Annotated in this window: 15 protein-coding genes and 1 pseudogene; 4 read left to right on the top strand and 12 right to left on the bottom strand. The window is 34.0% G+C overall.

Annotated elements, in window-relative coordinates:
• Nucleotides 1-20 precede the first annotated feature (20 nt).
• Complete coding sequence (gene matP, locus RHO12_03835; GenBank protein ID WVD66914.1) at nt 21-479, bottom strand: macrodomain Ter protein MatP; 459 nt, start codon at nt 477-479, stop codon at nt 21-23.
• 181 nt (nt 480-660) lie between these two features.
• On the opposite strand from matP, the gene RHO12_03840 reads away from it, so the two are divergent.
• Both RHO12_03840 and RHO12_03845 read left to right on the top strand, forming a co-directional pair.
• Entirely contained in the window at nt 661-2,391 is a 1,731-nt protein-coding gene (locus RHO12_03840) for an amidohydrolase (GenBank protein ID WVD66915.1), read from the top strand.
• Between the two features lie 156 nt (nt 2,392-2,547).
• Entirely contained in the window at nt 2,548-3,888 is a 1,341-nt protein-coding gene (locus RHO12_03845; protein ID WVD66916.1) for an APC family permease, read from the top strand.
• Between the two features lie 238 nt (nt 3,889-4,126).
• Here RHO12_03845 and RHO12_03850 read toward each other — a convergent pair whose 3' ends face one another.
• From RHO12_03850 to RHO12_03870, 5 genes are all read right to left on the bottom strand, one after another.
• Entirely contained in the window at nt 4,127-5,128 is a 1,002-nt protein-coding gene (locus RHO12_03850) for an ABC transporter permease subunit (GenBank protein WVD66917.1), read from the bottom strand.
• A complete protein-coding gene (locus tag RHO12_03855) occupies nt 5,128-6,126 on the bottom strand; it encodes an ABC transporter permease subunit (protein ID WVD66918.1) in 999 nt (332 codons plus the stop codon). Before RHO12_03855 ends, RHO12_03850 begins: the two co-directional genes overlap by 1 nt.
• A 16-nt stretch (nt 6,127-6,142) precedes the next feature.
• Entirely contained in the window at nt 6,143-7,285 is a 1,143-nt protein-coding gene (gene potG / locus RHO12_03860) for a putrescine ABC transporter ATP-binding subunit PotG (GenBank protein WVD66919.1), read from the bottom strand.
• Nucleotides 7,286-7,366: 81 nt separating this feature from the next.
• Nucleotides 7,367-8,488 (bottom strand): extracellular solute-binding protein, encoded by a 1,122-nt coding sequence (locus RHO12_03865; protein ID WVD66920.1) that lies wholly within the window; start codon nt 8,486-8,488, stop codon nt 7,367-7,369.
• A 311-nt stretch (nt 8,489-8,799) separates the two neighbouring features.
• Entirely contained in the window at nt 8,800-9,273 is a 474-nt protein-coding gene (locus RHO12_03870; GenBank protein ID WVD66921.1) for a YbjN domain-containing protein, read from the bottom strand.
• Between the two features lie 306 nt (nt 9,274-9,579).
• Here RHO12_03870 and RHO12_03875 point away from each other — a divergent pair, with 306 nt between their 5' ends.
• Complete coding sequence (locus tag RHO12_03875; protein WVD66922.1) at nt 9,580-9,852, top strand: GrxA family glutaredoxin; 273 nt, start codon at nt 9,580-9,582, stop codon at nt 9,850-9,852.
• Nucleotides 9,853-9,900: 48 nt separating this feature from the next.
• Here RHO12_03875 and tsaB read toward each other — a convergent pair whose 3' ends face one another.
• From tsaB to RHO12_03890, 3 genes are all read right to left on the bottom strand, one after another.
• Nucleotides 9,901-10,593, bottom strand: a complete 693-nt coding sequence (gene tsaB / locus RHO12_03880; GenBank protein ID WVD66923.1) for a tRNA (adenosine(37)-N6)-threonylcarbamoyltransferase complex dimerization subunit type 1 TsaB — start codon at nt 10,591-10,593, stop codon at nt 9,901-9,903.
• 26 nt (nt 10,594-10,619) lie between these two features.
• A complete protein-coding gene (locus tag RHO12_03885; protein ID WVD66924.1) occupies nt 10,620-12,524 on the bottom strand; it encodes an ATP-dependent DNA helicase in 1,905 nt (634 codons plus the stop codon).
• 357 nt (nt 12,525-12,881) lie between these two features.
• Nucleotides 12,882-13,996, bottom strand: a protein-coding gene (locus tag RHO12_03890) for an IS3 family transposase (protein ID WVD66925.1) whose coding sequence is annotated in 2 segments (ribosomal slippage) — nt 12,882-13,744 and nt 13,744-13,996 — 1,116 coding nt in all. Because the reading frame shifts where the segments join, the coding sequence is not laid out codon by codon here.
• A gap of 96 nt (nt 13,997-14,092) precedes the next feature.
• Here RHO12_03890 and RHO12_03895 point away from each other — a divergent pair.
• A pseudogene (locus RHO12_03895) lies at nt 14,093-14,452 on the top strand (IS3 family transposase).
• A gap of 174 nt (nt 14,453-14,626) precedes the next feature.
• On the opposite strand, the gene RHO12_03900 reads toward RHO12_03895, so the two are convergent.
• From RHO12_03900 to RHO12_03910, 3 genes are all read right to left on the bottom strand, one after another.
• Nucleotides 14,627-15,586 carry a glycosyltransferase family 8 protein gene (locus RHO12_03900; GenBank protein WVD66926.1) on the bottom strand — a complete coding sequence of 320 codons (960 nt, stop codon included), beginning with the start codon at nt 15,584-15,586 and terminating at the stop codon, nt 14,627-14,629.
• 147 nt (nt 15,587-15,733) lie between these two features.
• The gene (locus RHO12_03905; protein ID WVD66927.1) at nt 15,734-16,711 is read right to left on the bottom strand and encodes a glycosyltransferase family 2 protein; all 978 of its coding nucleotides are present in this window, start codon (nt 16,709-16,711) and stop codon (nt 15,734-15,736) included.
• 124 nt (nt 16,712-16,835) lie between these two features.
• Nucleotides 16,836-18,737 (bottom strand): DUF4422 domain-containing protein, encoded by a 1,902-nt coding sequence (locus tag RHO12_03910; GenBank protein WVD66928.1) that lies wholly within the window; start codon nt 18,735-18,737, stop codon nt 16,836-16,838.
• Nucleotides 18,738-18,762: the final 25 nt, after the last annotated feature.

The following is an 18,762-nucleotide window of genomic DNA, read 5'->3' on the forward strand; positions in this document are numbered from 1 at the left end:
TCAATATAATATTAATCTTACTACTCTTTAGAATCAAAAAGTAAAGACATTAAGTCATCCTTAATTGTTGAAACTTTATCAGCATAGAGTTCTTTTTGTTCAGCATCATCAATTAATTGAATGATAATTTCTGATAAAGTCACATTACGTCGTTTAGCTAGATTAGCTAAACGTTGCCAAACTAAAAACTCAAGATCGATGGATTTCTTACGAGTATTTTGATGCTCTGCATTAAAATGGCGTTTTCGTCTTGCTCGAATGGTTTGCTTCATTCGGTTATTCAATTCAGGATTCAAGTGCTCTGTTATCCAATCAGCCACTTTAGTCGGATTATGTTCCAAAGACAATAATTGCTGTATAGCATTTTGTGCTTCACTTCTTTCAATGTATCGTGTGATATGTTCACCTTCTTGATATTTTTTAATTAAATATTTCCATTTCCAACCATATTCTAAATTTTCTAATTGTTGATATTTCATACTATTTTCTTCGTGACGCTGTAACTTAGCCGATATATTTAACACTGTTTTTTATTAAACTCAAGCTATTAATTGTTTAAGTTCAAAAAACAGCAAAATTTTACTTGTCACATACAATAAATCTGCTATCTTCTCTTGTCCATTTTTTTCTTCAATAAAATTGTTAAAAGGAATGTTATCAATGGTAACGGATCATTCTTATGCCGAGTCAGTTTATATCAATGGTTATATCTATACTGCGGACAGTGAAAATACTGTTTATGAGGCTATCGCAATTGCTAATGGCTATATTATAGCCACCGGATCCACAGCACAAATAAAATCATTGATTAATCAAGATACGAACATTATCGATCTACAACAAAAAACGATGCTTCCGGGAATTATTGATGCACATTTGCATCCATTTTGGGGGGGAATGCAACTATCAGGATGCCACCTTAACTATGCAAGTTTAACCGTTGAGCAAACATTAATTAAAATTCAACACTATTTAGATCGTGATCCTTGCAATAGTAAAGACGATTGGTTACAAGTACGTGGCTGGCTACGTCAAGAAGTACTACCTTTGGGTACCGATATTACCCGTGCCGATTTAGATCGTTTAGACACCATAAGACCCGTGATTTTATTTTCCAATGATTGCCATACATTAGTCGCTAATACTCGTGCACTAGAAAAATTTGCTTTAGATAGAAATGCACCTGAGCCTAAAGATGGAAAAATAGGCAGAACTGCCGATGGTGAGTTAAATGGCATTTTAGAAGATGCGCCGGCAATGCGCGCATTTGACAGCATCCCTGCTTTGAATGATAAACAAGCGATTGAGATTGCAAAATTAGTTCAGTATGAATTAAATAAACAAGGCGTTACCAGTGCAATGGATGCCAGAGCTGCGAATTTGCAATTTAATGCGTTTAAATCACTTGCTAATCAAGATAATTTGACTGTCCGCTTATTTGGCGCTGTTGAAATTACACCTGACGACGTAGCAACATCCACCGAAATCACCAAAGCAATTAGTAATGTTAAGCAATTTTCCGATAATTATAGTGAGGCAAATCTACAACCCAAACCGGGCTTAAAAATCTCATTAGTTAAATTTTTTATTGATGGCGTCTTACAAGCTCCATTAATGACCGCTTCACTATTGAAACCTTACTACATTAATTCTGGCTCATTTGCACACCCTAATTTTATCGAATCAGACCGGTTAGGCGATCTCTATTATGATAACGCTATTTTAGAAAAATTAATTATTGCAGTGAGCCAAGCCGGATTTCATCCACATATGCATACGGTCGCTGATGGCGCAATTGAAACGGTACTTAATCATATTCAAACTATGCGGCAACAATACCCATGTTTAAATCATATTCGCCCTAGCCTCGCTCATAATGAACTCGCCGCGCCTCACCATTATAAGCAATTTGCTGACCTAAATGTGATTGCAACGCTTTCATTCCAATGGGCCGGCCCAACGAATGAAATGATCGAACAATTTAAGCTCATGCTGGGTATTGAGCGCTTTAATGACTTAGAACCATGTGCAAAATTTATTGATGCTGGTGCTAAAGTTGCTTTTGGCAGCGATTGGCCAATTGATCCATTAAATGAGTGGTATAATTTTAAAGTAGCGATAACGCGTAAAGGCTATAGCACTGGCGATAAAAAGGCTAAACGGCTTGATACTGATCGCGACTTAACCATTACAGAAGTATTAAGAGCGGCAACCATTGATGCTGCATTTATGCTAAATCAGGAACAGTATATTGGCTCGATTGAAGTTGGTAAATTTGCTGATCTTATCATTGTTGATAAAAATCCATTTGAAATTTCAGCAGATGAAATTGAACATATTAAAATAATCAATACTATTGTTGGAGGAAAGTTAGTCTATAAAAATCAGTAATAGATAATAACCCAAGGAGATATTTTATATACCATCACGGGTTAGAAGAGTTAATGCATATTGATTAACTCAGAACTTGAAGGCATAAAACTATATTAGTAGTTTTTTATTGTTAATCTGGACACAGGAGTAAAAAAATTAATGTCCGCAATAAAAATGAAACGAGTTTTAACCACTCCAGCATTAATTGCGTTTGGTTTAGCTTATATGGTTCCATTAGGGATATTTACAACTTATGGACAAGTCACTGTCATCAGTAATGGGCATTTACCTATTGCTTATATCATTACATTAGTGATGATATTTTTTACCGCGTTAAGCTATTGCCGTATGGCGAACCGGCTACCACTGGCAGGCTCAGCTTATTCTTATGTTTTACATACTTTTGGTGGGAAAATAGGTTTTTTAATCGGCTGGGCACAAATTCTCGATTACCTATTTTTACCTATTTTAAACTATATTGTATTAGGACTTTATTTGCATGAAGCATTCCCCGCTATACCTGCGAGTGTATTTGTTTTAGCTTCACTAATTAGTGTTAGTACCCTTAATTATTTAGGTATCAGACTAATTAATTCCGTTAATTTTACCCTAATTTCTATTCAATTGATTTTCATTGTTCTTTTTGTTGGACTGGCATTCGCTGGCGGAACGCATAGCGCCGATACCTTATTAAGACCATTGCAATTTGGCTATAATGAGGTAAATGGTTTATTTTCAGGTGCAGCCGTACTATGCTTGGCTTTTTTAGGTTTTGATGCAATCGCAACACTTGCCGAAGAATCGACTAATGCTAAAAAAACGTTGCCTAAAGCGATATTATGGACCGTTGCGATTGCCGGCATTATTTTCCTGCTCGTGTCATATAGTGCTCATCTTGCTTATCCCCAATGGCAGGACTTTATTGGTAACGAGAATATTGCAAGCTTAGATGTTGTTTTTCGAGTCGGTGAAATTAGTCATTTTGGCGGACAATTTATGTATAATTTTTTCCTGGCAGCGTATTTGACTGGAGTATTTGCTTCGGCAATGACAGCTCAAACTAGCGTTTCTCGTATTTTTTACGCCATGGGCCGTGAGGGAGTCCTTCCTAGACGAATTTTCTATAAAATTCATCGACGCTTTCGTACCCCACACTTGTCAATTCTATTTGTTGCTATTTTTTCACTATTGTCTTTGATTTTACCTCTCGATTTAGTCGTCTCGATGATAAGCTTTGGCGCTTTAGTTGCATTCACTTTTGTCAATTTGTGTGTAATTAAACACTATTTGAGCTCTGAGAAATTGTCTATTAAGGTTTTAATAAAATATGGTTTATTACCGGGTATCGGTGTCTTGCTATCATTTTGGTTATGGACAAGTTTAGAAAAAATGGCTATGACAATTGGTATTATCTGGCTCGCGTTGGGTATTATTTACTTGTTAACGATTACACGTATGTTTACAAAAGCGATACCATCATTGAGTGATGATGAGGTAAAAGCGCTGATTACTTAGTAATCATTGTATTTCATTATTAGATAAACTGCATATAAGCTATCATTGAATCCAAGAACTAAGTAGCAGATGCTGATGATAGCGCAATTTTAAAAAGATACGCGTCGATAATTTGCTGTTATAAGCTTGAGCTAATATTTTAGCAAAATTTGAGTTTACTATATAAAAAATAGGGAGATAGCTTTTAAGCTTATCTCCCAAATTTATACCAAAGCAGGATCAATGTATGAGGTACCCACTAATGGTTAGCCATTCGCATCTCTCGTAATTTACGCTCTTCTGCTCGCCTCATTAATAACCAAGCAATAAATCCGATAATAGCAACGATGAGAATAATAATTGATGCTAGCGCGTTCATATCTGGATTAATATATTTAATATATCCCCATACCACTATTGGAAGGGTTTGGATGTCGCCCCTGACAAAGTTTGAAATAACATAATCATCCAGTGATAAAGTAAAGGCCAGTAGCCAACCCGATACCAATGAAGGCAGAATCATCGGTAAGGTTATGATAAAAAAGACCTTTAAGGGGGCTGCACCTAAATCTTGTGCGGCTTCTTCAATCGATTGATCCAACTCCCGTAATCGGCCGCTCACGACAACAATGACATAAGCAGTACAAAAAGTTATGTGCGCAATACAGATGGTTAAGATCCCAGTATTAGGCCAACCAAAGATACTACGAATGCTTGCAAATAAGAGCAGTAAGGCTAAACCCGTAATAACATCAGGCATGACCAAGGGAGCACTGGCTATAAATGAGAATACTTTAGAGCCTTTAAATCGTTTAAATCTAACCAATACGAACGAAGCTAAAGTACCGAGTATCACCGCCCCTGTTGCGGATACAACGCCAATTAACAGGCTATAGCTGACGGCAGTTAATAATTCTTTGTTATGAATCAAGCTACCATACCATTTTATAGAAAATCCACCCCATACTCCAACTGATGAAGACGCATTAAACGAATAAACAATTAAGACGACCATTGGTATATATAAAAATGAAAAAACAATTAATAAAATAATTTGTGTAGCAGTCTTTCTTAAAATCGCATCAATAATTAGCGTTATAAATAAACCAATCAAAATAGCCACTATATAATTACGTAAATCAAAAAAGCTAAAAGATTGCTGAATAAGAATATTCACTATTCCTTGTATGCAAACCAAACAAAAAAATAAGCCAACAAATAATAAGGCAAAGCGGGAAAGTGAGTTTAATCGCATTAACATTATTTATTATCTCCTGCTTTATTCTGTAACTTATTAAAATATAAAATAGGCATAATAAGAATAATTAACATTACCACTGCAAGTGCTGATGCCATCGGCCAATTAGCTCTTGAATTAAATACATCCATCAAGCGTTTACCAATCATTAGACTGTTAGAACCACCTAATAGCTCAGGAATAACATATTCCCCCAAGGATGGGATAAACACTAACATTCCTCCTGCAATAACGCCACTTTTTGTCAATGGTAATATCACTTTAAAAAAAGTCTTGAGCGGTTTGCAGCCCAAATCGAGTGAGGCTTCAACCAATGTATTATCGATTTTACTAATTGATGCATAAATAGGTAAAATAGCGAATGGTAAATAGCAATAAACAATACCAATATAGACTGCAATTTCCGTATTCAAAATCGTTAATGGCGAGTCAATCACACCTAACCAGATTAATGACTGATTGAGCAGGCCAGTATTATTATTAAGAATCGATTGCCATGCGTATATTCTAATAAGAAAAGCCGTCCATGAAGGCAACACAATAAGCAATAACAATAAATTACGGGTTGCATTTTGGCAGCGACTAACCGCCCAAGCAAAAGGATAGGCAACAAGCAAACAGATAATTGTTGCTATCATCGCTATTTTTAATGACTCAATGTACGATAGCCAGTACAAATTAGAATTAATGACATCCCATAGGCTGGTTACTGAATCACTAAATTCTGAAAAACTAATTAGCTTATTATAGTTGCCTAAATGAAAATTTAACGTGAAAATTAGTTTGTCGCTATCAAAATTAATAATATTAGTAAACTCACCTAAACGACGACCAAACCGTTCAACAAAGCTATATTTTAAGATGACTAAAAACGGCAATAGGAAAAATACCAGCATCCATGCATATGGAATACCAATGACATAATTTTTACCTGTTGAAAATGCCTGCTTGAGGGCTTTAATTCTCATTAAAAATGCTCTTTTTTTTACATTGATTGACACAAACGTACCCTCATTATCAAACGGCTAAAACGGAGCAACTATCAACATCCCACTCGAGAAATATTCTATCTCCATAGGTAGGCATATTTTTTCGATAACGATCTTCATTTTGTAGTTGTGCAGTTATAATCTGCCCTGTCTCTAATTGGACATAATAGATAGATAAGTCACCTAAATAAGCAATATCATCGACAACACCTTCGGCACAGTTCACTTTATCATCAGGTAATACTGTGACCACTCGTATTTTTTCTGGACGCAATGCAATTTTAACAGGCACGCCTTCTACAGCAGGAGAATCATAGTCAACCTTCATTGGATACTTTAATGATGGGCAGAGTAGAATTAAGCTATTTTCTAAAGTATCGTGCAACATTCCATCAATAATATTCACTGAGCCTATAAACTTAGCACTGTACTCTGAGTTAGGGTGCTCATATAACTCTTCTGGCTCACCTATCTGCACAAATTGTCCTTTGTTCATAATAGCAATTCGACCAGCCATAGTCATCGCTTCTTCTTGGTCATGAGTAACCATGACACAAGTTGCCCCAACTCGCTCTAAAATATCGACAACTTCCAATTGCATGCGTTCGCGAAGCTGTTTGTCTAATGCTCCCATAGGTTCGTCAAGTAATAATAGTTTAGGTCGCTTTGCCAAGCTCCGAGCTAAAGCTACACGCTGGCGTTGTCCGCCAGAAAGTTGGTGAGGCTTGCGCTTGGTAAACTGCTCCATGTGAACAAGTGATAACATCTCATCAACTCGATTTTTAATCTCATGACGACTTAATCTGTCTTGCTTTAAACCAAATGCAATATTCTCTTCAACCGTCATGTGAGGAAACAAAGCATAAGACTGGAACATCATATTAATAGGTCTTTGGTAAGGCGGTACTTTGGAAAGATCTTTACCTTCTAAAATGATATGACCTGATGTAGGAAGTTCAAATCCAGCAAGCATCCTAAGCAACGTCGATTTACCACTACCTGAAGCGCCAAGCAGCGCAAATATTTCACCGTCATAAATAGTTAAATTCAAATCATCAACAGCATAATAATCTTCATTAAAAATTTTAGTTAAATTTTTAATTTCCAGTAATGGTGTCTTTAATTTCTTTTTTGCAACATTAGGATTGCTTGTTTGCTTTGCAATATTCATTCTTGTATTTCCATTTAATCACAACTAAAAAAATAGACGAAAGATAACCATCCTCCGCCTCTATTTTTATCACTAAATATACTATTTTGCTGAAATAAATCTAGCCCAAGTGTCCGTTATTTTATCTTCAATTTCAAGAGGTTTTAACGATAGTGAAAATAATTTATCCATCATCTCTTTCTCTGGATAAATTGCTGGGTTATTTCTAATTTCAGGTTTAACAAATTGCGCTGTTGCGGCTTGATTTGCGCTAGCAAAGTTTACATCGTTAGTTACTTGAGCAGCAATATCAGGGCGCATAATAAAATTCAAAAATTCATGTGCTTCTGCAACATTTTTAGAATCTTTTGGAATCGCAAAAGTATCAAAAAAGACTAAACCGCCTTCTTTGGGAATTTTATAATCAATATTGATCTTATTATTTGCGGTTTGAGCTCGATCTTTAGCCTGTAAAACATCGCCTGACCAACCTAAGACAACACAAATATTACCATTTGCTAAGTCATCGATATAACGAAACGAATGAAAATAGCGAATATCAGGACGAATTTTCACAAGTAAATTGTAGGCTGCATCATAATCAGCTAGGTTTTCGCTATTTGGATCTTTACCTAAATAGCGAAGAGCACTGGCTAAGATTTCAGTTGGTGCATCTAAAAACGCCACACCACAGTCTTTAAGTTTATCGGCATATTTAGGGTTAAATACTAATTCCCAACTATCGACTGGCGCATCTTCGCCTAGCCGTTGCTTAACCATGTCAACATTATAGCCAATACCTGTTGTCATAAAAACATAAGGAATAGCATACGTGTTATCGGGGTCATGCATTTGCATGGCTTTCATTAAATTAGGATCAAGATTTTTTAAGTTAGGTAGTTTACTCTTATCTAATGGTAAATAAATATCCGATTCAATTTGTCTTGATAAAAAACTATCAGATGGGGATACCACATCAAAACCAGTATTACCAACAATAAGCTTTGTTTCCAAAGCTTCATTAGAGTCAAATACATCGTAATTAACTTTAATGTCTGTGGTTTTTTGAAAATCAGAGAGTGTATTTTTGCCAATTTGGCCTGCCCAATTATACACGCCAAGAGTTCGTTGCTCTGCGCTAGCAAACTGGACAAGAAATAGAGAAGCTAAAGTAGCTATTGCTAAAGATTTGATTATTGATTTTTTATTACGTTGAGCAAACATGCGCACCACTCCCTATCGGGTAATAACATGTTAAACACAATGTCTATTGCTATAAATAACTACCTAAATTAGGTGCAATAAACATCCAAATTTTACCTATACTAGGCGAAACCGAGGTAATGGGGTAGTGCTAAATTAGAACAGTTCTAAACACTACTTTTCTATTACGGTGGCATAACATACCTTATTTTGCGGATATGTCCAACCATAAATTTATGATAGTGATAATCATACTATCAAACGATTGTTTTTTAAACAAAAAAAATCAAACCAGAGAATAAAAATAAAACACTTTAAATAACAAATATTTATTAATGAAATATATTTGTGACTTGAAAGTGCGGTTTATCATCTAAATTATTTTTATTATTCAATAGCTCACAGTTATATAGTTCACTGATAACTTGTAGCGCTTCCTCTTCTAAGCTCGCAAGTGAAAGACTAAATTGATTAAATGTTAAGCCTTCAGCTACATGCATAGCGTAAGAAAAAACCATTTTAGGCTCAGCATTATCGTTAACCTCTAGATAAACTTTGGTCAAAAAAGTACTTTTATTAATCTGACTAAGCTCTCCCAATAAGGTTATTATTGCTGAAGCTTTAATCTCAGCGATAATCGATATGATTAGAATATCATCAATTAATTCAACTTTTGCATCATGCACACCTTCTATTTTCTGTAGATAAGAAAGGTGCAACGCAGAACAATTGTCACATTGATAAAATTCTACATTTAATTTTCTAAGCCATTCGGCAATAGTGGATAGTTCAGAGATTATGATCATAGTATGTAGAGAGAGCAAAATTTGTCGCTATACTAATAAAAGCGCTTTAATAAAGCAATAGCATTCACCTTTATCTATTTTATGATATATCGTGCTAATAATATTTATTAGAGTTTGTTTGATAGTCGTTGGTCGGTTATTTGTAATTGATAATTCACAATATTTTTATTCTGATTAATAACTTTGAAGCTGTTCACAATTGATAATTAATAGTCAGTATCTATTTAAACAACCACTATTAACTACTTCACTTTTTTTTTAAGTGAAGTATAGTAGTCAGCAGTTTTTAAAACAAAGAGGTGTTTAATGTACGCAGTCATTTTTGGGCGACCTGGTTGTCCATATTGTGTCAGAGCAAAAGAGTTAGCTGATAAGTTGTCACACGAAAGAGATGATTTTTCATATCGTTATGTTGATATTCATGCTGAAGGGATCACAAAAGAAGATTTATCTAAAAGTGTAGGCAAACCAGTTGAAACCGTCCCTCAAATTTTTATTGATGAAAAGCCAATCGGTGGGTGCACTGATTTCGAAGCCTATGCTAAAGAAAATTTAGGCTTATTTAAAGATCAAGAGTAATAGCTTTATCGCCGATAATAAAAAAGGGAGAATATTTTCCCTTTTTTATTACCTTCCTGGTAATTTTTTCCATGTAACGTCATTGCGTAAATATGTTGCCTCAACATTTTCTACAGCAATTAAATTACCATCCAAGTATTGCTGTTGCGCAATTATGAGCATATCCTCCGCTTTGGGTAATAAGCAATCACCATCTTTTAGACCTGTTAACATATTTGGATAGGTACTCCAACCTGTACCAGCATAGTAGGCAATATTTTCAGTAAAAGAAAAAGGCGCTAAGTAACTTGAAACGCGTTCAGGTTTAATAACGCATTCTTCAACGATTAGTTGAATATTGCCAGGCGCTGTAATTTGATAGGCACCTAAATATACCTCCCCCATACGAGCATCAATGGCTGCAATAACTTTAGTTGCACCTTTTATTCTATGCGCGCCTTGAGCAAGTACAGCCAAAGTTGACACTGCAATCAGTGGCTTGTCTAATCCCAAAGCAAGGCCCTGAGCAATCCCAATACCAATTCTAACACCGGTAAAACTACCTGGCCCCTTAGCAAAAGCGATTGCATCAATGTTTGATAAAGAACAATTAGCTTGTTTTAATAAACTATCAATCATCGGTAAGATTTGTTTAGTATGGTCTCTCTGAGAAATAACAAAGTCACTACTCACTTGATTATTAAATATCAATGCTACAGAACATGCTTCTGTTGATGTATCTATCGCTAATATATTGGTCATAATATTACTCTTAAAAAATGTTATCATTACTTCTTTGTTAAAAGAAAATCCGTGACTTTATCGACACTTCGAGTTCTTGGTGAAGGAGGCAAGCTATTCATAAAGACAGCACCATAAGGTCTCATGACTAACCGGTTGTCACAGATAATAATTGCTCCCCGATCCTGATGATGACGGATTAATCGCCCAACCCCTTGCTTTAGGGTTATCACCGCTTCAGGGATCTGTATATCATTAAATGGCTCACCACCTTGCAATAAACAATCTTCAATCCGCGCTTTCATTAAAGGTTCATCGGGCGAGGTAAAAGGCAGTTTGTCGATAATAACACATGATAAAACATCACCACGCATATCAATACCCTCCCAAAAACTACTGGTTGCGACTAATAATGCATTACCTTTGTCAACGAACTGTTCTAATAGTTCTGTTTTGCTCGTTTCACCTTGAACTAAAACTGGCAATAATGTTTTCTCTTTAAATAGTCTAGCAAGCTCATTCATAATCATATATGACGTGCATAAAAAGAAACATCTCCCCCGGTTGGCTTCTATCAATGGTAATAATATGTCAACCAGTTTACTGGCAATATTTTTATCGTTGGGCGATGGGATATATCTTGGCACACAAAATATAGTTTGATTTGCATAATCAAATGGGCTTTCTAAAATTAAGGATGCTGCTTGCGTTAATCCTAAACGTTTAGTGAAATAATCTAAATTATTATTCACTGATAGCGTTGCTGAAGTAAAAATCCACGCCCCTTTTCTTTCTGCCATTAGCTCAGTAAACTTATCGGTAATTGATAATGGGGTTATTGCAAGGCTAAAATGATTACCGATACATTCATACCAATAACTAAACCCTGTTACCGTTAAATTTAATAGCCGCGATAATAATGTTTGGTATTGATTTACTCGCTCAAAACAGTTGTCTAGAGTAGATGAGCGACCAATATTTAATTGCAATACCTCTTGGCTGAAAACCAGCGCACTTTTTAAATAGTCAATCTCTGCCCTAACTAATGAGTTATGCAATAAATCCCTCAAATTACCTTTAAGACTAATATTACCTATTGCAATACGTAAATCCTGAGTGCACTTGAGTAATTTATCTGCACATTTTTGTAACTGCGCAGTGTCGCGAAATTCCGTATGGTAGCAAAGTGATATCTCTTTAGCTAAGTCAAAGAGCTGACGACTATCTAATTGTTGACCAAAATATTGGCATGCTAAATCGGGAAACTGGTGTGCTTCATCAAAAATTAATACATCAGCCTGAGGAATTAACTCGCCAAACCCAGTATCTTTCACTACGATATCAGCAAGAAACAAATGGTGATTAACAACAACAATATCAGCATTAAGTGCCCGCCTTCTTGCTTTAACTACATAACAATCGTCGAATTGAGGGCACTCACTTCCAAGGCAACTATCATTGGTGCTTGTTAAAATAGGCCATATAGGACTGTTCTCTGTTACAACAGAACAACGACTGATATCCCCATCTTGGGTTTTAATCGACCATTGCTTCACACGAGTTAAATCGACTTGCATTGTTTTAGACAATTCGCCACCAGCACCATTATTATGAGCCAGCCTTTCCAAACAAAGATAATTAGAACGACCTTTTAATAACGCAATTTTACCGGAAAACTCTAAGGCCTTTTTGATAATAGGCAAATCTTTACTATAAAGTTGATCTTGAAGATTTTTTGAACCCGTTGAAATAATAACTTTTTTACCGCAACGTAAAGCAGGCACTAAATAAGCAAAAGTTTTACCTGTTCCCGTACCAGCCTCAACAACTAGTGGTAAGTTATGCTCAATGGCGCGCCTAACTTCTGCTGCCATTTTTTGTTGAGCATCTCTAGGCGTAAAATCTTTTATCACCTTAGCCAGCAAACCATTAGGAGCGAAGTCATCAACCACGAATATACCTACCTATCAAATTAATTGCATCATTATGCCTGATTATTGTTGAAATAGAAAATAGAGACTTATCAAACCAAACAATAGTAAAATATAGCTAATTTAATCTGGTTCAATTAAATTTTAATGACATACATCAAAATTTTATTTAAAAAGTATTTAAAACTTGCTTGCAATTAAACCTATCATATTCATATGTAAAAACGATTATCCTTAGTGGAATAATTAAATTATTCTCTTAATTGGAATACATTCTATTCCTTTTTTTTCATCATATTGCCCAATGTTTATATTGGGCCTTTTTTTGATATTAGATTAATTTATCTTAATTATAAACCAAGGGTAATCCTCCCATTTTTAATGGAAGCTAGGGGTAGAATTTTGCAATTGTATTAATTTAAGTTTTTGTATAGGTGTAATTCCACCAATTCCCATATTAGGTCTTTCATGATTATATGTCCACAACCAGCGGGTCGCTTTATCTTGTAATTCAGTAATATCACGGTAAATGTAATGACTTAGCCAATCATAGCGAACAGTCCGATTAAAACGTTCAATATAGGCATTTTGCTGTGGATTACCTGGCTGGATAAAGCATAATGTTATTTTGTTCTTTTTAGCCCAACTCGCTAATTGATAACTGATATATTCAGGCCCATTATCACAGCGAATCGATTTCGGCTTTCCTCTCCATTCGATAATTTGATTTAACGACCTAATGACACGCGCTGCTGGTAACGAAAAATCAACATCAATTGTTAAGCCTTCTCGGTTAAAATCATCAATGACATTAAACAGGCGACAACACCTGCCATCAGCTAACTGGTCATGCATAAAATCCATTGACCAACATTCGTTCATATTTTTAGGTGTCGATAAGGGCTCCGGCTTTTCTCTTTTTAAACGCTTACGAGGTTTGATGCGTAAGTTAAGCGATAATTCACAGTAAATGCGATAAACCCGTTTATGATTCCAAGTATGACCTTTCACATTGCGTAAATATAAAAAACACAAACCAAATCCCCAATTTCGTTGTCGCTCTGTTAATTCAATTAAATGCTCAGCAATGATTTGGTTTTCGGTTATTAATATAGGTTCATAACGATAACAGGTTTCACTAACACAAAATGTTCGACAGGCTTGTGAAACCGCCATTCTATTTTGTTTGACGACCTCTTTAGCTAACATTTTTCGCTCAGAAGCCTTTACCACTTTTTTGCCATTGCCTCCTGTATCACTTCTGCTTTAAGACGTTCTTCTGCATACATTTTTTTGAGCCGACGATTTTCATCTTCTAGCTCTTTCATTCTAGCCATTAACGATGCATCCATGCCACCGTATTTCGCTCGCCATTTATAGAATGTTGAAGTAGCCATTCCATGCTCTCGGCATAATTCGGGTACGGGAACACCATTTTCGGCTTGTTTTAATATATTGAGTATTTGATTGTCTGTGAAAGTCATTTTTTTCATATTTTTCTCCGAATATTATAGTAAGAGAAAATTCTACTTTTGAATCCTATTATTTTTAGGGGGGATTACCATTCAGTGTGTAACACACTCAAAAATGCCTTATTCCGTCGCCAGTTTCCAAAAGGCGTGTTACTCCATAGTGACCGAGGAAGCCAATATTGTAGTGGTGATTTTAAGCGATTAGTGTTGCGGCATGGACTTAGCCAAAGTATGAGTAGAGCAGGAAATTGTTGGGATAATGCGGTTGCTGAAAGCTTTTTTCATACGTTAAAAACGCACATTATTCATGATTGTGATTACAAAACACGGGAGGATGCAAATAAAGCACTATTTGAATACATTGAAATCTATTATAATCGAGTTCGTCGCCATTCAACTAATGGTTGGATATCGCCAGAACAATATGAAAAGCAGTACTACCTAAATAACACATTTATAGAGGCAAGCACTGTCTAATATTTTGGCGAGGATTATCTGCAAATTCTCGTTTAAATTCGCTATTTAATTGCCGTATCATTGGAATATATCCTTAGCGGAGATGTTATCATACCGCTAAGGATCTCTCCAATAACAGTATACTGTTACAACCATCGGTGACTTAATAGTTTAAATATAAAATTGAAACCATTCTTAAACCATAATCTTGCAAAGAAAATATAATAGCAATAATTTAATCGATTTAATTTTACTAAAATTTTTTATTCTTTTTGAATATACTCTGATTCGGCTTATATTCGGTACCAATTTTAATTTATCCTTGCACCAAGGGGTTTGCTCTAATTCTTTTTTATATCTTTCAGTCATAAATAACCGAAACCATGGCTTATCTACCCCAAGATAATGTATTATTAGCGACTCTGTATTTAAAACATCTCCATCTTTTTCATAATTACTCAGTTCAAATTGAACGTTATATTTACAACTAATATAATGGATATTATTATATAATAGGATATTTAAAACATCTTGATCAGGAATTAAAAAATTTTTATCAGATAAAAGTTCTAATGCTTTTTTAGTAATATTACTATCACACCACTTTTTTGTATTGATTACCATAACACCAGAATTAAAATATTTTCTTGTTGGGAAAACAAGTCTTTTGGCATGTTTTTCTGACTCTATATCAACAACAGCTGAAATGATAGTATTCTCAAAGCTATTTATGTGTAATAAGTCTATTAAGTTTTTTGTAATCAAAGTATCACTATCAATGTATATTATTGTTGCGCATTCTTCTTTTAAAATCTCTGGTGTAATTATTCGTAATGATGCAGATAAAGGTAGTTTTGTTTTATTATTTTTATTTATATTAATTTCATCATTTATATAATATATAGTTAAAGAGACATGATCGTTTGTACTAATAGCATCAAAAAATTTGGTTCTATTCACCTCAGATAAAGAGAGAACAAATAAGTGGATAGATATATTAATATCTTTATTATTTTTCATTAATGAATGGATAGAAACTCCAGCGGCGAGGCTATAATTATTATCAATGCAATAAACTACATCTATCTGCTCATTTAGTTTTTGGGATGATAATTTAAGTCTAAGTTTATTTTTTATTAGATAGTTGTATTTCATCGTCCAACCTTTGTAACTTAATTTATTGTTGATTTTATCATCGACGATAAAAAAATAAAAGGTAATCGGCAAGCCACAACAACATCCCACGTCGAACTTCCATTAAAAATGGGAGGATTACCAGAGTTCCATAAAAAGAAACTTAGGTTAAATTAAGTTAACTTTTTTTCGATAAATTAATTTTACCAATACCCAAAGGGGTTTACAGCCTGATTCTATAATTATCCTCCGCGTTCTAGCATACTTTCGAGGAATATGAGAGAGTGCATCAGGGGAATAAGTTAAAAATTTATCATTAATTAAACTCTGAATATCTTGATAACGCCCCGCTAATAATAAAATCCAAAGTAATCTCAGTTTATAATAGATAATTTTAGCTTCAATAAATATGATTACATCTTTTCTATCTTGGTTTTGATAAGTGGTTTTTATTATATGCTCTAGTGTTTGCCAAGCTAAAAGGTCATTTAGATAATCAAGCTTGGTCCAAGCGCCACGCATTATTGAACCATCTCGGTGGGTATAGCAGTATAGGTATTCAGGCACGCTAAAAGCATCAGTTAAACAAAATAGTGTACAGATAAATAAGATATCCTCACCAGTCCTAAGATTAATGTTGAATCTTAGTTGGTGTTCATTTAAAAACTTCCGTCTAATTAGCAGGCAACCAACGTGTAATAATGATTTATGCGTTAAATAACCGGCTAAATTAGCATGTTCACGAAAATCGTTAGTTTTTAATTGTATTCCTTTACTCGATAAATCCATATTACCGGTGTAGATAACATTACCTTGCGTTTCTTGCTGCCGTTTTATCATTTTTGTCAGAAAAGAGATATCCCAACTATCATCACTATCAATGAAAGCAATAAAATCACCCGTAGCATGATTAATTCCCGTATTACGAGCTGCCGAAATGCCTTGATTAAGTTGAGAAATGATGTGAAGTCGAGGTTCTTTTTTCTGCATATCAAATAATATTTTTTGAGTTTGATCAGTTGAACCATCATTAACAGCAATGATTTCCATGTTTGAATAAGTTTGATTGAATACTGATGTTAATGTTGCTGCTAAATATTTTTCGGCATTATATACGGGAATAATGATAGATATCAGATATTTCATAATTTGCTAAATATTAAAATAATTTCACCTTTCTAGTATAGCATGTATATGGTTAATAGGGTAATCTCTTACAACGCTATTTATAAAAGACTACCATTGCTACGGAAGATTATGATTTAAATATTTATATCATCTTACCAAAGGTTATTATTTTAATGAAATAATAATAAATATCTTTTTTAATCAAATTCAATTTTCTAAGTAGGGATTTAGAGTATTTTTCATCTTTTAGCGTCTCGAGTAAATCAAAGTCAGTATAAAAAAATGATTTGCATTGAGCTATTTTAGGTGAAATTTCTATAGAGTTAGAATTCAGAAATTGTTGAGCGTCTAGTAAAAATTTTTTTGTAAAAAATTTATCTTGTAAGAATAAATTTTTAGCACGATAGAGTATATGCCCAATTAATACATATTTAAATAATTCAAAATATTCCTGTACTACTATTGGTTGTTTCAGAACATGATCTTGTGCTAACTTGGCATTTTTTATTATATTTCCTATGCATTCAGATGAAATAGTACTAACCCGATAACTATACCTTATATTTCGGTCAAAACTTATGCGATTAGCAACCAATATAAGGTTCCACCAAAAATAAATTCCCTCATCATCATCTTTAATTAAAAAATTTGGTTGAATTAGATCTTTTTTGTAAATTTTTCCGCGAATATTGTTACAAACGAGTAAAATATCTGGGTTATCATTAATATTAATAACTCCATATAAAGTATGAGGCAAATTTAAGCTATACAAATGCTCTAATGTTGATTCATCAATACATTTATACTCAGAAATCACAATATCTGAATTAAATTTTTGAGAGCTTTTTAACATCATTTCCAGAAAATTCTTCTCCATCAAATCCCCAGAGTTCATAAAACATATATATTCTCCATTAGCTTTTTCTATTCCTTGCTTACAAGAATATCCAATATTTTGATTTTCATTTATGAGACAAATAAAACGTTTATCTTGTTTTGCATATTGGTCAATAATTTCTTGCGTTTTATCGGTTGAACCCTTATCAATAATGATAACTTCATAGTTAGAAAATGTCTGATTTTTGATTGATTGCAAACATAAATCAATAAATTTATCTACATTATAAGTGGGAAGAATTATTGAAATTTTAGGGAAAGTATTCTCGCTTTTAGGTTCATTATTATCTAATCTGTTTAGATTATTATATAGTGCGGAATCATAAGTACTACATTCATACCATTTTTTATTCGCTGGGGTTAAAATAACGGCAGGGACCTCCATTACTTTTTTATCTGACTCAATAGCTTTTTGAATATAAATAGCAGTTAATCTTTCTCCTAAAAAACCAGCCCATCTTGCTTTGCTTGTATTAGGAGCAAGGCTTTTATCGTATAAATTTATCTTATTTTCAACCTTATCTAATATATCAAATAACCAATTGCAATAATTATCATAAGTCTGACTATTCATAATAATCATATTTGTAAAATATGATTGACTACCTGAAACTAAATTAACTGCAGTTTGATAATATTCGGGATAGTCTCTATGAATAATACCAATAGTTATTTCAAGATGTTCCCCATGATGTTCTTCGATATAATGGGACTTTATAGTATGGTTTGACCAATCTTTTATATCTTCCTTTTTTCGTGTGATAATATCATATTGGCTCATTAACTCTTGTATACGATTAGTATCAATATGCAATTGGTCTAAAAATTTCTGGCTAGAAAAATCATTCTCTATGGTGTATTCATAAAAATTAGAATTTTTATATAGGCTGTTAGAATTAAGGTCTAAGAATCTTCGATAATGAAATAATCCTTTTATGTCAGCATTGGAGTTTTTCCATAACCAATAGATAGCGGTTAATTCTGCATAACCAAAATTCTTATGCGAGATATTATTAGCAGTATCATCACCGATCATCATTAGATCATATTCAGAGCATGCTTTCCCTACATGAATAGGTAAAAGACACTCATTTGCAATCAGATCTGAGTTTTTATGATAAGCCACAGCAATTTGAATTTTAGACATTATTTATACCTTTTATATCACTACA

Source organism: Orbaceae bacterium lpD02 (genome assembly GCA_036251875.1).
Classification (GTDB): domain Bacteria; phylum Pseudomonadota; class Gammaproteobacteria; order Enterobacterales; family Orbaceae; genus Orbus; species Orbus sturtevantii.

Excerpts from the sequence above, each read along its gene's own strand:
- matP (WVD66914.1), bottom strand. The coding sequence starts at position 479 with ATGAAATATCAACAATTAGAAAATTTAGAATATGGTTGGAAATGGAAA.
- RHO12_03840 (WVD66915.1), top strand. The coding sequence starts at position 661 with ATGGTAACGGATCATTCTTATGCCGAGTCAGTTTATATCAATGGTTAT.
- RHO12_03845 (WVD66916.1), top strand. The coding sequence starts at position 2,548 with ATGAAACGAGTTTTAACCACTCCAGCATTAATTGCGTTTGGTTTAGCT.
- RHO12_03850 (WVD66917.1), bottom strand. The coding sequence starts at position 5,128 with ATGTTAATGCGATTAAACTCACTTTCCCGCTTTGCCTTATTATTTGTT.
- potG (WVD66919.1), bottom strand. The coding sequence starts at position 7,285 with ATGAATATTGCAAAGCAAACAAGCAATCCTAATGTTGCAAAAAAGAAA.
- RHO12_03865 (WVD66920.1), bottom strand. The coding sequence starts at position 8,488 with ATGTTTGCTCAACGTAATAAAAAATCAATAATCAAATCTTTAGCAATA.
- RHO12_03870 (WVD66921.1), bottom strand. The coding sequence starts at position 9,273 with ATGATCATAATCTCTGAACTATCCACTATTGCCGAATGGCTTAGAAAA.
- RHO12_03875 (WVD66922.1), top strand. The coding sequence starts at position 9,580 with ATGTACGCAGTCATTTTTGGGCGACCTGGTTGTCCATATTGTGTCAGA.
- tsaB (WVD66923.1), bottom strand. The coding sequence starts at position 10,593 with ATGACCAATATATTAGCGATAGATACATCAACAGAAGCATGTTCTGTA.
- RHO12_03900 (WVD66926.1), bottom strand. The coding sequence starts at position 15,586 with ATGAAATACAACTATCTAATAAAAAATAAACTTAGACTTAAATTATCA.
- RHO12_03905 (WVD66927.1), bottom strand. The coding sequence starts at position 16,711 with ATGAAATATCTGATATCTATCATTATTCCCGTATATAATGCCGAAAAA.
- RHO12_03910 (WVD66928.1), bottom strand. The coding sequence starts at position 18,737 with ATGTCTAAAATTCAAATTGCTGTGGCTTATCATAAAAACTCAGATCTG.